This window comes from Streptacidiphilus sp. EB103A (assembly GCF_041261405.1).
GTDB lineage: Bacteria > Actinomycetota > Actinomycetes > Streptomycetales > Streptomycetaceae > Streptacidiphilus.
This window is the reverse complement of the sequence record NZ_JBGCAQ010000004.1, coordinates 304,871-318,035: the sequence shown is the minus strand read 5'-3', so window position 1 is coordinate 318,035 and position 13,165 is coordinate 304,871. Positions and strand designations below refer to the sequence as shown.

Annotated in this window: 13 protein-coding genes; 5 read left to right on the top strand and 8 right to left on the bottom strand. The window is 72.0% G+C overall.

Annotated elements, in window-relative coordinates; translation table 11 throughout:
• Positions 1–144: 144 nt before the first annotated feature.
• From ABH941_RS08705 to ABH941_RS08695, 3 genes are read left to right on the top strand one after another with little or no spacing between them, the layout of a single operon-like run.
• Positions 145–1,641, top strand: a complete 1,497-nt coding sequence (locus ABH941_RS08705) for a class I adenylate-forming enzyme family protein (RefSeq protein WP_370128045.1) — start codon at positions 145–147, stop codon at positions 1,639–1,641.
• Positions 1,642–1,676: 35 nt separating this feature from the next.
• Positions 1,677–2,486 (top strand): FadR/GntR family transcriptional regulator, encoded by an 810-nt coding sequence (locus ABH941_RS08700; RefSeq protein ID WP_370128044.1) that lies wholly within the window; start codon positions 1,677–1,679, stop codon positions 2,484–2,486.
• A gap of 48 nt (positions 2,487–2,534) precedes the next feature.
• Entirely contained in the window at positions 2,535–3,308 is a 774-nt protein-coding gene (locus ABH941_RS08695) for an SDR family NAD(P)-dependent oxidoreductase (RefSeq protein WP_370128043.1), read from the top strand.
• 7 nt (positions 3,309–3,315) lie between these two features.
• Here the strand turns inward: ABH941_RS08695 and ABH941_RS08690 are convergent, their stop codons facing one another.
• Genes ABH941_RS08690 through ABH941_RS08680 form a run of 3 tightly spaced genes read right to left on the bottom strand, consistent with a single transcriptional unit; the run spans position 3,316 to position 7,002 of the window.
• Positions 3,316–4,437, bottom strand: a complete 1,122-nt coding sequence (locus tag ABH941_RS08690) for a CaiB/BaiF CoA transferase family protein (protein WP_370128042.1) — start codon at positions 4,435–4,437, stop codon at positions 3,316–3,318.
• On the bottom strand, positions 4,434–5,573 hold the full coding sequence (locus tag ABH941_RS08685) for an acetyl-CoA C-acyltransferase (RefSeq protein ID WP_370128041.1): 1,140 nt from the start codon (positions 5,571–5,573) through the stop codon (positions 4,434–4,436). Before ABH941_RS08685 ends, ABH941_RS08690 begins: the two co-directional genes overlap by 4 nt.
• Complete coding sequence (locus ABH941_RS08680; RefSeq protein WP_370128040.1) at positions 5,566–7,002, bottom strand: class I adenylate-forming enzyme family protein; 1,437 nt, start codon at positions 7,000–7,002, stop codon at positions 5,566–5,568. The genes ABH941_RS08685 and ABH941_RS08680 overlap by 8 nt, the downstream gene beginning before the upstream one ends.
• Positions 7,003–7,056: 54 nt before the next feature.
• Between ABH941_RS08680 and ABH941_RS08675 the strand changes: the two genes are divergently transcribed.
• The gene (locus tag ABH941_RS08675) at positions 7,057–7,821 is read left to right on the top strand and encodes an SDR family oxidoreductase (protein ID WP_370128039.1); all 765 of its coding nucleotides are present in this window, start codon (positions 7,057–7,059) and stop codon (positions 7,819–7,821) included.
• A gap of 128 nt (positions 7,822–7,949) precedes the next feature.
• Positions 7,950–8,669 (top strand): SDR family NAD(P)-dependent oxidoreductase, encoded by a 720-nt coding sequence (locus ABH941_RS08670; protein ID WP_370128038.1) that lies wholly within the window; start codon positions 7,950–7,952, stop codon positions 8,667–8,669.
• 54 nt (positions 8,670–8,723) lie between these two features.
• On the opposite strand, the gene ABH941_RS08665 is transcribed toward ABH941_RS08670, so the two are convergent.
• The 5 genes from ABH941_RS08665 to ABH941_RS08645 are packed head-to-tail and all read right to left on the bottom strand — an operon-like array spanning position 8,724 to position 13,042.
• The gene (locus ABH941_RS08665) at positions 8,724–9,425 is read right to left on the bottom strand and encodes a GntR family transcriptional regulator (protein WP_370128037.1); all 702 of its coding nucleotides are present in this window, start codon (positions 9,423–9,425) and stop codon (positions 8,724–8,726) included.
• Between the two features lie 50 nt (positions 9,426–9,475).
• Positions 9,476–10,438, bottom strand: a complete 963-nt coding sequence (locus ABH941_RS08660; protein WP_370128036.1) for a catechol 2,3-dioxygenase — start codon at positions 10,436–10,438, stop codon at positions 9,476–9,478.
• Between the two features lie 27 nt (positions 10,439–10,465).
• A complete protein-coding gene (locus ABH941_RS08655) occupies positions 10,466–11,554 on the bottom strand; it encodes a 4-oxalomesaconate tautomerase (RefSeq protein WP_370128035.1) in 1,089 nt (362 codons plus the stop codon).
• Positions 11,555–11,570: 16 nt separating this feature from the next.
• Positions 11,571–12,287, bottom strand: coding sequence for a 4-carboxy-4-hydroxy-2-oxoadipate aldolase/oxaloacetate decarboxylase (locus ABH941_RS08650; protein WP_370128034.1), 717 nt, complete (start codon positions 12,285–12,287; stop codon positions 11,571–11,573).
• Positions 12,284–13,042, bottom strand: coding sequence for a PIG-L deacetylase family protein (locus tag ABH941_RS08645; RefSeq protein WP_370128033.1), 759 nt, complete (start codon positions 13,040–13,042; stop codon positions 12,284–12,286). The genes ABH941_RS08650 and ABH941_RS08645 overlap by 4 nt, the downstream gene beginning before the upstream one ends.
• Positions 13,043–13,165: the final 123 nt, after the last annotated feature.

The window sequence follows — 13,165 nt, the reverse complement described above, 5'->3', positions numbered from 1 at the left end:
CACTGCCACTCCGGAGCCGAGAGAAGTTTATTCTCACATGCGAGGATCACATTTTCACGGTGCGGCTGTGGCGTCAACGGCCAGGCGCCGGCCTCGGGGGGCTATAGCTTTAATCTTTACAAGGATAGTGATATCAAGGATGCCATGAGCAGCGTCGCCCTTCCCGGCTCGATCGCGCAGGTGCTGGACGCCCAACTCGCACTGCGCCCGGGTGCCGACGCGGTCGAGGCGGTCTCCGGCGTCTGGTCCTACGCCGAACTCGACGAGCAGGCGCGGAGGGCGGCCGGAGCGCTGTGGTCACTCGGGGTGCGCCCGGGCGACCGGGTCGCGGCCTGTCTGCCCAACGACCTGGACATCGTCGCGGCCTTCCACGGCGCGCAGCGGATCGGGGCGGTCTGGGCCGGGTTCGGCGAAGCGCTCCCGGCCGGCGAGCAGCAGGAGTTGCACGACCTCTGCGACCCTGCGGTCGTGCTGGCCGGTCCCCGCTACCGGCTGGAGTCGCCGGGCCGGGTCGACCCTGATCAGTGGGCCGAACTGATGGACCATCACGAAGAGGTTCCCCGAGTCGAGGTGGACCTCGACGCCCCGGCCGGGATCGCCTTCACCAGCGGGACCTCGGGACGCCCCAAGGCGATCGTGCACAGCCAGCGCAATCTGCTGCTGCCGGGCGCGGTGCTGGTCGCCACTCGGGGCTGGGGACCCGAGCTGCGCAAGGGCGACAGCTTCCCGTTGACGATTCTCAATCTGATGGTTCTGTCCACCTTGCTAACCGCACAGGCCGGCGGGTGCTCGGTGGTGATGGACCGGCGCGATGTCGAAGGGGTCGCCGAGTGGATCTCCGGTCGGCGGGTCACGGTGTGGAACGGTGCGCCCGCGCAGCTCTACGACCTGGCCGGGAGACCGGACTTCGACCTCGGCTCGCTGCGGGAGGTGTGGAGCGGCGGCAGTGACACCTCGGACTCCCTGCGCCAGGCTTTCGCTGCCGCGCACGGCCTGGTGCCCCGGGTCACCTACGGACTGACCGAGGCGCCGACCGTGGTGTCCATCGACCCGGCGGGTGACCAGTGGCGCCCGGGTACCAGTGGGCGGGTGCTGCCGCACTACGACGTCGCGGCCTACGACGACGAGGGGCGCCGCCTCCCGGCAGGCGAGCTGGGCGAGCTGCGGCTGAGCGGGACCGCCTCCGGTCCGTGGGCGGACAGGTGGCGGCCGATGCTCGGCGTCTGGGAGGACGGCGGCGTCCGGCCGCAGGCGCCGGGACCGGTTCCCACCGGTGACATCGGCACCGTCGACGAGAACGGGTGGCTGACCGTACTGGACCGCAAGAAGCTGGTCATCGTCCGGGGCGGGGCCAATGTCTACCCGCTGGAGGTGGAACGGGTCATCGCGACGCACCCGGACGTCGCCGTGGTCGCCGTGTACGCGGTGCCCGACGAGCGCCTCGGACAGCGGGTGGGCGCCGTGGTCCAGAGCGCCGGCCCGCCGCTGGACCTGGAAGCACTGGCCGGGCTGTGCCGACGCGAGCTCGCGCCGTACAAGGTTCCCGAGGTCTGGTCCCAGGTCGACGCCCTGCCGGTGAACGCGATGGGCAAGGTGCAACGCACCCGGCTTCCCGAGCTGCTCGCCGGGACCGGAGGCTGAGGGGGTGACGGACTATCACTGCTAACCTTGTAATCATGGAACGAACAGGGTCCGAGCACGTCAGGATCGGGCAGATGCGGATGGCGGAGCAGGTCGCTGCGGCGCTGCGCGACCGGATCCTGGCAGGCGGCATCACCGACGGCTCGACGCTCCCCAAGCAGGAGGAGCTGGTCGCCGAGTTCGGCGTCAGCCACCCCTCGGTGCGCGAGGCGCTGCGAATCCTGGAGACCGAGGGCTTCGTCACCGTGCTGCGCGGCAACCGCGGCGGCGCCATCGTGCACGCGCCGGACATCGGGACGGCCGGCTACGCCCTGGGCCTGACGCTCCAGGCGATGCAGGTCGGGGTTCCGGACCTGGGCGCCGCGCTCGCCACGCTGGAACCGCTGTGCGCGGCCCACTGCGCACAGCGGTCGGACCGCGACCGCAAGCGGGTCCTGGCGCCGCGGCTGCGGGAGCTGCTGGCCGAGAGTGAGGGATGCATCGACGACGGCGCGGCGTTCACCCGGTCCTCGCGCGCATTCCACGACACCGTCGTCGGGTTCGACCCCAATGTCACGCTGCGCGTCGTGGTGAAGAGCCTCACCTCGCTCTGGTCGGTCCAGGAGGAGGCGTGGGCGGACGCCCAGGTGTCGCGTGGCTCCTACCCCTCGCGCGCCGACCGCGCCGTCGCCCAACGGGCGCACGAACGCCTGGTGGAGAGCATCGAACAGGGCGACGCCGACGAAGCCGCGCGGATCGCGGGGGAGCATCTGACGGCGACCCAGCGCTGGGTGTGCCGCAGCCTCAAGGACCGGGTGATCGACGCAGCGTCGTCCAGGAGCCGGATGCGCTTCCGTCGCGGCTGACCTGGCGGAAAGCGAAGCACGAATCCCCAAGAACTCGGAGAGGCCCACGTGTCGGACCCGGATGCGGCAGTACGGATGTTCGGCCTGCAGGGACGGGTCGCGATCGTGACCGGTGCCTCTTCGGGACTGGGGGCCTCGGTCGCCCGCGCCCTGGCCGCGTTCGGCGCCCGGGTGGCCGTGGTGGCGCGCCGTCAGGACCGGCTGGAGGAGCTGGCCAAGGAGATCGACGGCCTCGCCGTCGCCTGCGACCTGTCGGATTCGGACCGGGTCGGCTCGGTGGTCCCCGCCGTGGTCGAGGGCCTGGGGCCGCCCGAGATCCTGGTCAACGCGGCCGGGAACATGTTCAACAGCGAGCGGGCCGAGGATGAGCCGCTGGACGGCGTCCGTCGGACCCTGGACCTCAACCTGTTGGCCCCGCTGATGCTCGCGCAGGCGGTCTTCCCGCACATGCGCGCCGTCGGCCGGGGGAGCATCGTCCATGTCTCGTCCATCAGCGGCCTGGTCGGCATCCCCGGTATCCCGCAGGCGTCCTACGCGGCGAGCAAGGCCGGCCTGTCCGGGCTGACCGCCGAGCTGGCGGTGCAGTGGGCGCGGCACTCGATCCGGGTGAACACGGTGGCCCCCGGCTTCTTCCGCAGCGAGATCACCAGCCCGCTCTACGAGAGCGAGCGCGCCGCCGAGTACTTGCGCCGCAACACCCCGCTGCCGCGGGAAGGCACCCCCGACGACATCGTCGGCGCCGTGCTCTGGCTGGCCGGGGACGCCGGGAGCTATGTCACCGGGCAGACCGTGATCGTCGACGGCGGCTGGACTGCTCGCTGACCGTGAATCAGAAAACCTTCACACCCCAGTCCTTGAGCACCGCCTCGGTGTCCTTCCCCGGTGCGCCCGGGGCTTCGGGCCGCGCGCTGGGGGTGCGGGAGAAGCGCGGGGCGGGGGCGGCCTGGAGCACGCCGTCGACCTCGGTCAGGGTGGAGCGGGCCACCAGGTGCGGGTGCGCGCCCGCTTCCGCGAAGGTGAGCACGGGAGTGACGCATGCATCAGTCCCGGCGAACCGCGCGGCCCACTCGTCCCGGGGACGGGAGCCGAAGAGCTCGGTGAAGCGGGCCCGCAGCGCCGGCCAGCCGTCGCGGTCGTCCTGGGCGGGCAGCGCGGCCGGGTCGAGACCCAGTCCGTCCAGCAGGGCCGCGAAGAACTGCGGCTCCAGTGCGCCGACCGCGACATAGCGGCCGTCTGCGCAGGTGTAGGTGTCGTAGAACGGGGCGGCTCCGTCCAGGAGGTTGGAGGCGCGCTGGTCCGACCAGGCGCCCATGCCGCGCAGGGCCAGCGTCATCTGGCCCAGCAGGGCGGTCCCGTCGACCATGGCGGCGTCGACGACCTGCCCGGCTCCGGAACGCGAGCGTTCCCACAGCGCGGCCAGGACGCCCACGACCAGCAGCATCGATCCGCCGCCGAAGTCCCCCACCAGGTTGAGCGGGGGAGCCGGCGGACCGTCGGCCCGGCCCATCGCGTGGAGCACGCCGGTGAGGCCGATGTAGTTGAGGTCGTGCCCGGGAGCCTGGGCCAGCGGACCGGTCTGCCCCCAGCCGGTGATCCGGCCGTAGACCAGCCGGGGATTGCGCTGCAGGCACTCGTCGGGACCGACCCCGAGCCGTTCGGCGACCCCCGGCCGCAGACCCTCCACCAGCACATCCGCTCTGGCCGCCAACTCCCGTACCAGGGCCAGGTCTTCGGGCTGCTTGAGGTCGGCGGCGACCGAGCGGCGGCCGCGCAGCACGATGTCGGTGGCGCCGTCCGGGCCGAGCCGCAGGGCCCGCCCGGACGGCCGCTCGACCCGCACCACGTCGGCGCCGAGGTCGGCCAGCACCATGGCGGCGTGCGGAGCGGGTCCCAGCCCCGCGAGCTCCAGGACACGCAGGCCGGTGAGGGGACCGGCGTGTCCGTCGGTCACGGCGCCGGGACCTCGACGACGGTGGCCGAGCCCATGCCGCCGCCCGCGCACATCGCCGCCACGCCCACGCCGCCGCCGCGGCGGCGCAGTTCGTGCACCAGGGTGACCAGCATCCGCGCGCCGGTGGCGGCGATCGGGTGGCCCAGCGAGCAGCCGCTGCCGTTGACGTTCACCAACTCCGGGTCGATGTCGAGCAGTCGGCAGGCGGCGACCGGCACCACCGCGAAGGCCTCGTTGATCTCGAACAGGTCCACGTCGGAGACCGACAGGCCGGCTCGGGCCAGCGCCTTGGTGATCGCCGGGACCGAGGCCAGACCGGTCTCGGCGGGGTCCACGCCGACCGAGGCCCAGGCCCGGACGGTGCCCAGGGTCGGCAGTCCCAGCCGGTCGCTGGCGACCACCAGCGCGGCCGCGCCGTCGTTGACCCCGGCGGCGTTGCCCGCGGTGATGCTGAAGCCCTCGATCTCCGGGTGCAGCACCTTCAGTGCGGCCAGCTTCTCGGCACTGGTCTCCCGGCGCGGGTGCTCGTCGACCGAGAACACCCCGTGCACGGTCTCGATCGGGACGATCTCCTCCTTGAAGTGGCCCGCGTCGATGGAGCGCACGGCGTTGCGGTGCGAGCGCAGCGCCCAGGCGTCCATCTCGGCGCGGGTGATCCCGGCCCGGACGGCGGTGTTCCAGCCCACGGTGATCGACATGTCGAGGTTGGGGGCGTCCGGACGGTCGGGGTGGGTGGGCGGGTTCCAGTCGACCAGTTCCCCGTCGACCTTGATCCGGGAACGGGGCCCGGTGGAGGAGGAGTTCACCCCGCCGGCGATGACCAGCTGGTCCATTCCCGCCCGGATGCTCGCGGCCGCGCTCTGGACCGAGGCCAGGCTCGCCGCGCAGTGCCGGTTGTGGGCCAGCCCGGGGACGGCGGTGAGACCGGCGGTGATCGCGGCGTGCCGGGCGATGACCCCGCCGCCGTAGAGGCCCTCGGCCAGGATCACGTCGTCGATCAGGGCCGGGTCCAGCCCCTCCGCCGCCGCGCTCACGATGTGGTGGCCCAGGTCGAAGGCGTTGGTGTCGCGCAGGGTCCCCTTGAAGGAGGTGCCGACGGGGGTGCGCAGGGCGGACACGAGGACTGCTTCAGGCATGGGTGGTCTCCAGTTCGGCCAGTAGGGTGCGGCGCAGCAGCTTTCCGGTGTCGGTCTTCGGCAGTTCGGCGCGGAACACGACGGCGTCGGGCGTCTTGGAGGAGCGCAGCCGGTCCCTGACCCACTGTCGGATCTCCTCCGCGTCCCCGGCGCCGACCAGGACGGCGACGATCCGCTGCCCCCACTCGGGGTCCGACACTCCGAGCACCGCCGCCTCGGTGATCCCGGGGAAGCAGAGCAGGACGTCCTCGATCTCGGCGGGGGCGATGTTCTCGCCGCCGCGGATGATGGTGTCGTCGGCGCGCCCCTCGATGAAGAGGTAGCCGTCGGCGTCCAGCCGGCCGCGGTCCCGGGTGGCGAACCAGCCCTCCGGGTCCAGGACGCTGCGTCCGCCGTACTCGCCGGAGATCTGGTCGCCGCGGACGAACACCAGCCCGGTGGTCCCGGCCTCGGCCGGCTTGTCGTCCTCGGTGCGGATCTGGATCTCGATGCCCGGCAGAGCCCGGCCGACCGACCCGAGCCGGTCCCGTACGGCCGGATCGTCCGAGGCCAGCGCCTCGCGGTGGTCGTCGGGGCCCAGCACCGCGATCGAGGAGGCGGTCTCGGTCAGGCCGTAGGCGTTGGCGAAGCCGGTGCCCGGGAACGTGCGCAGGGCCAGTTCCACGACCGGCCGCGGGGCCCGCGAGCCACCGTAGGCGAGGCTGCGCAGAGTGGGGGTGTCGGCGTCGTCGCCCCTGACCTGGGCGACGATGCGGGCGAGCATGGTGGGCACCACCATCGCGTGGGTGACCCGCTCCCTGCGGACGGTCCGCAGCCACCCCTCGGCGTCGAACGCGTCGAGGTAGACCACCCGGCGGCCGGAGTAGAGGTTGGTCAGCAGGTTCATCAGCCCGGCCACATGGTACGGCGGCACCGCCACGAGCGCTGCGTCCTCCTCCCCGGAGGACTGGAATTCCTGGGTGTTCAGCACATAGGCGAGCAGGTGCCGGTGGCGCAGCACGGCGGCCTTGGGCGCGGCGGTCGTCCCGCTGGTGTAGAGCAGGACGGCGACGGCATCCTCCTCCTGGGGGGCCGGGTCCAGGGGGTCCGCCGACGCCGGCTCGGGGGCGTCGAGCAGGGCGTCCAGATCCGCCGGACGGAGCACCAGGGCTCCGGGGTGGCGGGCCAGCAGGCCGGTCAACTGCTCGTCGCCGAGCCGGTAGTTGAGCGGCACGAAGGGGACACCGGCCACGGCCGCGCCGAACAGGGCGACCGGGTAGGCGGCGTGGTTGGCACCCAGGTACAGCACGGCTCTGTAGTGCCGGAATCGGTGGGCGGCTGCATGGGCGAGCCGCAGCAGTTCCCCGGCGGTCAGTGAACGGCCGCCTGCCGTCACCGCCGTCCGATCGCCTGCCGAAGCCGCCATCTCAAGGACCATGGTGATATTCATGAGAATGCTATTCTCCTACCTCAAGAGTACCGTTCGCAAGAGAGGGAAGCCTTCATGCAGATCAGTGGGAGTTCCGCGGTCGTGGTCGGCGGCGCGGGAGGCCTGGGCGAAGCCACCGTCCGTCGCCTGCACGCGGCTGGGGCGAAGGTGGTCGTCGCCGACCTCGCCGATGAGAAGGGCAAGGTGCTGGAGCAGGAGCTGGGTGTCCGTTATGTGCGGACCGACGCCACCTCCGAGAGCGACGTCAAGGCGGCGATGGAGGAGGCGGCGGCGCAGGGGCCGCTGCGGATCTCGGTGGACGCCCACGGCGGTCCCGCCAGCGGCGGGCGGTTGATCGGCAAGACCGGAGAACCGCTGGACCTCGCGGGCTTCCGGACCACGATCGAGGTGTACCTCACCGGCGTCTTCAATGTGCTGCGGCTGGCCGCGGCCGCCATCGCCAAGCAGGAGCCGGCCGAGGGCGGCGACCGGGGCGTGATCGTCAACACCGCGTCTATCGCGGCCTACGAGGGCCAGATCGGCCAACTGCCCTACGCCGCAGCCAAGGGCGGGGTGGTGAGCATGACCCTGGTCGCCGCCCGTGACCTCTCGCCGCTCGGCATCCGAGTGGTCACCATCGCCCCGGGCACCTTCCTGACCCCGGCCTACGGGAAGGCCGGCGACCAGCTGGAGGCCTACTGGGGTCCGCAGGTCCCGCACCCCAAGCGGATGGGCCAGTCGCCCGAGTACGCGGCCCTGGTCCAGCACATCTGCGAGAACGGCTACCTCAACGGCGAGGTCATCCGCCTCGACGGCGGCCTCAGGTTCCCGCCGAAGTGAGCGGCCCGCTGGCGGACTCCAACCCTCCGGGGGGCGACCCCCCGTACCCCCACGTGAACCCGCGGTCGGCAGCCCTTCGCGCGCGGACATCACGAAGAGAAGTTGAGGAGAAGCCGCTGACAGGAAAAGTGGCGTTCGTCGCCGGGGCGAGTCGGGGCATCGGCCGGACGGTCGCGCTGGCCCTCGCGGAGGCCGGGGCCTCGGTCGCCGTCGCCGCCCGCTCCGAGCAGGAGGGACGGGTGCCCGGCACGATCCATGCGGTCGCGGAACGGATCACGAACGCGGGCGGCCGGGCCCTGGCGGTCCCCTGCGACGTCACCGCCGAGGACTCGGTCGAGGCGGCCGTGGCCGCGACGGTCAAGGAGTTCGGCGGGATCGACATCCTGATCGCCAACGCCGGGGTGCTCTGGCTCGGCCCGGTGGAGACCACGCCGCTGAAGCGCTGGCAGCTCTGCCTGGACGTCAACCTGACCGGGGTGTTCCTGGTGACCAGGGCCGTGATCCCGCACCTCAGGGCACGCGGCGGCGGCTCGCTGGTGGCGGTGACCACCGGCGGGGTCGGCATGACCGACCGGGGCGCCAACGCCTACTGGGTCTCCAAGGCCGCCGTCGAGCGCCTCTACCTGGGGCTGGCGGCCGAACTGAAGCCCGACAACATCGCGGTCAACTGCCTGGCTCCGTCCCGGGTGGTGCTCACCGAGGGCTGGGCCGCGAGCGGTGGCGGTCGGGAGATTCCCCCGGAGGCGGTGGAACCCCCGGAGGCGATGGCCAGGGCCGCCGTGCTGCTGGCCGGGCAGGACGCCGCGGGCATCACCGGGACCGTCCAACGCTCGGAGTCGATCGGCTGAGGCAGTCAGAAGGGGTCCTGACCAACAGTCAGGACCCCTTCACCAGACCCGACTTCACGCTCCGGCGAGCGCCCGGCGGGGCCGGTCCTTGTCCACCTCGGGCAGGGTCTCGATGACGCTGCGCAGGTGGGTGCGCATGGCGGCCTCGGCGGCCTCCGCGTCCGCCGAGCACACGGCCTCGATGACGGCCAGGTGCTGGGGCAGCGAGACGTTGGGCCGTCCCGGGTGCATGGCCAGCTTGAACTGGTGCCGGACGTTCTGCCCGTGCAGCCGCTCCAGGACGGCGCAGGCGGTGGTCTGGCCGCTGACCGCCAGGATGCGGGCGTGCAGCCGGCGGTTGAGGTCGGAGTAGCCGAACACGTCTCCGGAGGCCACGGCCTCCTGCATGCCGGCGCCGATCTCGCGCAGCTCGGTGCGGTCGTCCTCGGTGACGCGCTCGGCCGCCTTGGCCGCGCACAGGCCCTCCAGCACCATCCGGACCTCGGTGATCTCGATGGCCTCGGCCAGTGAGACGGCGCGGACCCGGGCGCCGCGGTTCTGGATCCGCTCGACCAGGCCCTCGGTGGCCAGCTGGGCCAGCGCGTTCCTGACCGCGGCCCGGCTGGCGCCGAACTGCTGGGACAGCTCGGCCTCCACCAGCCGCTGGTTGGGTGCGAACTCCCCGCTGGTGATGGCCTCCCGGATGGTGTCGGCCACCGTCGGCCCCACGACTCCCACGGCTCCCACAGTTCCTGCCGCGTCAGCGCGCGTAGCCATGCCCACTCCCCAGATTGGCGACAATAATGTTTCTCTCATGCTAGCCGGTGTCATCCGGCCGGCGGCGGCTCCACCGGCGGGGTGCCGTGGGTGTGGAAGGACTCGATCGTCTTCAGCCCCCAGGCCTGGCCCTTGGCGCGTTCGGCCTCGGTCCAGGTGATGGTCTTCCAGTCCGGCGCCAGCACCAGCCGGGTCAGCGGGTTGCACAGCTCGATCCGGTTGCCGCCGGGCTCGTAGACGTAGAGGAAGAACGTCTGCTGGATGGCGTGCTTGTGCGGGCCGGTCTCGATGTGGACGCCGTTCTCCAGGAAGATGTCGGCGGCGCGGAGGATGTCCTCGCGGGTGTCGGTGGCGAAGGCGATGTGGTGCAGCCGGCCGTGGCTGCCGGTCCAGTCCCGGGTGTAGACCAGGTCGTAGGACTTGTTGGTGAAGGTCAGCCAGCGTCCGCCGATGTTCCCGTTGTCGAGCAGGATCTCCTCGGTGGTGTGGGCGCCCAGCACGTCCCGGACGAACTCGGAGGAGGACTCGACCTCGGCGGCGAGGTAGTTGATGTGGTCCAGCCGGCGCACCGCGACCCCGCGGCCCGGGTAGGCCTGGGGCTGGTTCTTCAGCGCGGGGGCGAGCTCCGGCGGCGCCTGGTACCACTCGCTCTCCCAGTAGAGCTCGAACTCGTGGCCGTCCGGGTCGCGGAAGAGGTAGGTCGGGCCCAGGCCGGGGTCGCCGTCCTGCCAGCCGATGCCGAGGCCCGCCTCGTCGATGGCCTTCACCCGGCGCTCCAGGGCCTCCTGGCTGCCGGCCCGCAGACCGGTACGGCGGATGCCCGAGGTGTGATGGGCCGTCAGCTTCAGCGAGTGGTGCTCGTAGTCGTCCCAGGTGCGCAGGTAGACCGAGTCACCGTCGGAGCCGTTCTCGGTCAGGCCCATGATCCGGGTGAAGAAGTCCAGGCTCTTCTCCGGCTCGGGGGTGAGCAGTTCGACATGGGCCAGGTGGGCGATCTCGTGCTTGGGTGCCATGGTGGAGGCCTTCTTACTGGGCTGTCGCTAGGAGCTGGGGCGGGGGAAGACGGTGCCGTCGAACAGTTTGCGCGCGGTGCGCACCAGGCTGGAGCGGCGCACCCGGGGCGGGGCGATGCCGGTGTCGAGATCGACCTCGACCACGACGTCCAGCCGGCCGGTGGGGTGCTCGATGCCGAGGGCGGTGCCGGGGGCGGGCAGCAGGGCCAGATCGTGTCCGACCGCTCCCTCCAGCAGCACCGCGGTGGCCACCGTGACGGCGCCGAGCACGCCGATCGAGGCGTGCGGGCGCAGCGGTATGAAGGTGCGGGTGCTGACGGCGCCCCCGTCCCGTGGCGGCGCGACCAGGGTGGTCTTCGGGACGGGGGCGTCGGTGACGTCGCCCAGGCCCATCAGCTGGCCGGCCTTGAGCCGCAGTGACTGGATCCGGGCGACGAGTGCGGTGTCGGCGGCGAGTTCGGCGGGGGTCTCGTAGCCGGTGACGCCCAGGTCGGCGGCGGCCGCGACGACCACCGGCATGCCGTTGTCGATGCAGGTGACCTCGACGCCGTCGATGAGGTCGCGGAGCCTGCCGGTGGGCAGCAGGCCGTGGCCGGCCGAGCCCTCGGTGTCGGCGAAGTCCAGCAGTACGGCGGCTGCGGTGCCGGGGACTCCGCTGATGGCCGTGGTGCCGTCATAGTCGACGACCCCGCCGGGGGTGGGGAAGGAGGCGGTGGCCAGGGCGCCGGAGTTGACCATCCGGATCCGTACCCGGGTCTGCCCGTCGGCCGCGGCGACCAGGCCGCGTTCGACCGCGAAGGGGCCGACGCCGGCCAGGATGTTGCCGCAGTTCTGCCGGTCGGAGACGGTCGCCGCCTCCACACCGACCTGCAGGAAGAGGTAGTCGACGTCGGCGTCCGGATCGGGGGAGCGGGAGATGACGGCGACCTTGCTGGTGAGCGGGTGGGCGCCGCCGATGCCGTCGATCTGCCGGGGGTCGGGGGTGCCCATGACCCGGAGCAGCAGCTGGTCGCGCTCCTGCGGGTCGGCCGGCAGGTCCTCGGCCAGGAAGTAGGCGCCCTTGGAGGTGCCGCCACGCATCAGCATGCAGGGCAGGCCGTTCGAGGTGGGAGGCATGACGCCGCCTTCCTGGTCAGGAGTCGCCGCGGCGGGCGTACTCGTCGGCGCTGAGGTACTCGATGCCCAGGGCTTTGACCTGGTCCCGCAACCCGTAGCGGTCCAGGCCGAGTTGGCCCTCGCGGAAGGCGGCGCGGGTGGCGTCCTCCTTGTCGGTGCGGGCCTTGGCCGCGACCACGGCTCCGGCCGCGTCCAGGCGCGGGACGACCAGCACGCCGTCGTCGTCGGCGACCACCACGTCGCCGGGCCTGACCGTCTGCCCGCCGATGGTGACCGGCACATTGACCGAGCCGGGGGTGGCCTTGACCGTGCCCTGTGCACTGACCGCCGCGGACCAGACCGGGAAGCCCATGGCGTGCAGGTCGGCGACGTCGCGGACGCCGGCGTTGATGACCAGGCCGCGCACGCCCCGGTGCTGCAGGGCGGTGGCGAACAGGTCCCCGAACATGCCGTCGGTGGACGGCGAGGTGGTGGTCACCACCAGGATGTCGCCCGGCCGGCACTGCTCGACCGCGACATGGATCATGAGGTTGTCCCCGGGCCAGGACAGCACCGTCACCGCCGTCCCGGCGATGCGGGAGCCCAGGTGCACCGGGCGCAGCCCGGGACCGAGGTAGCCGGTGCGGCCCATCGCCTCGTGCACGGTGGCCACGCCGTACCGGGCCAGCGCCTCCACGTGCTCGGCCTCGGCCCGCGGCGGGTCGGTGATCACGACGTTCCTGGGTGCGCTCATGCGAGTACTCCGGTGGTCTGCGGGTAGAGCCGGACGAAGGCCTCGGCCATGCAGGTGTGCGGCAGGCCGAGGTTGGGGCCCGCGTTGCGCTTGAGCTGGACGCCGCGGCGCTTGGCCAGGTCGGTGTAGTAGTCCCACATGTGCTGCTGGGCGGGCAGGCACTCCATGGCCTTGCGCTTGCGGTCGAACACGGAGGTGATGTCCAGCAGGGTGTCGGGCCTGAAGTCGCACTGCTCCGGCTGGTGCGGCTCGAAGTGGAAGACCGGCGGCGCGCCGAGCGGCTCCCCGGGGGCTTCGTAGCCGATCGCCTGGGCCAGGATCCTGGCCTGGATCGCCATCCGGGCCGCGGCGGGGTGGTCGCCGTTGTAGGGGTCGGCCAGGGTGTGCGTCAGCACCACGGCGGGCTCGAACTCGCGGTAGACGTGCACCAGCCGGTCCGTCAGCTCCTGGGTCTCCAGCAGGGGGTAGTCGCCGGCGTCGAGGAACTCGATCTCGGCGCCCAGCGCCGCCGCGGCCTGCTCGGCCTCGGCCCGGCGCACCGCCTTGATCTCCTCCAGGTTCTTGCCCTCGCGCCAGGCGCGGGCGGACTCCCCGCGTTCGCCGTAGCTCAGGCAGACCACCTTGGCACGCTGTCCGGCAGCGGCGGTGAGCGCTATGGCCCCGCCGGCCCGCCAGACGAAGTCACCGGCGTGTGCGCTGATCACCAGTAGCGGCCCTGTGGCCTGGGCGCCGGTGGTGGAGCTCGTTGTGTTCATGTTGCCTTCCCTGCCAACTCCTGTGCGACTGACGGTTACGCTAGGAGATGGCTACAACATTGTCAACAATTTTCGTCTCAACTATTGCGCCACTATCGACCTCGGTCTACAGTCGCCGAAACG

Bases quoted from the DNA above. Each gene is read 5' to 3' on its own strand.
- ABH941_RS08705 (WP_370128045.1), top strand. From the start codon at position 145: ATGAGCAGCGTCGCCCTTCCCGGCTCGATCGCGCAGGTGCTGGACGCC.
- ABH941_RS08700 (WP_370128044.1), top strand. From the start codon at position 1,677: ATGGAACGAACAGGGTCCGAGCACGTCAGGATCGGGCAGATGCGGATG.
- ABH941_RS08685 (WP_370128041.1), bottom strand. From the start codon at position 5,573: ATGCCTGAAGCAGTCCTCGTGTCCGCCCTGCGCACCCCCGTCGGCACC.
- ABH941_RS08680 (WP_370128040.1), bottom strand. From the start codon at position 7,002: ATGAATATCACCATGGTCCTTGAGATGGCGGCTTCGGCAGGCGATCGG.
- ABH941_RS08675 (WP_370128039.1), top strand. From the start codon at position 7,057: ATGCAGATCAGTGGGAGTTCCGCGGTCGTGGTCGGCGGCGCGGGAGGC.
- ABH941_RS08665 (WP_370128037.1), bottom strand. From the start codon at position 9,425: ATGGCTACGCGCGCTGACGCGGCAGGAACTGTGGGAGCCGTGGGAGTC.
- ABH941_RS08660 (WP_370128036.1), bottom strand. From the start codon at position 10,438: ATGGCACCCAAGCACGAGATCGCCCACCTGGCCCATGTCGAACTGCTC.
- ABH941_RS08655 (WP_370128035.1), bottom strand. From the start codon at position 11,554: ATGCCTCCCACCTCGAACGGCCTGCCCTGCATGCTGATGCGTGGCGGC.
- ABH941_RS08650 (WP_370128034.1), bottom strand. From the start codon at position 12,287: ATGAGCGCACCCAGGAACGTCGTGATCACCGACCCGCCGCGGGCCGAG.
- ABH941_RS08645 (WP_370128033.1), bottom strand. From the start codon at position 13,042: ATGAACACAACGAGCTCCACCACCGGCGCCCAGGCCACAGGGCCGCTA.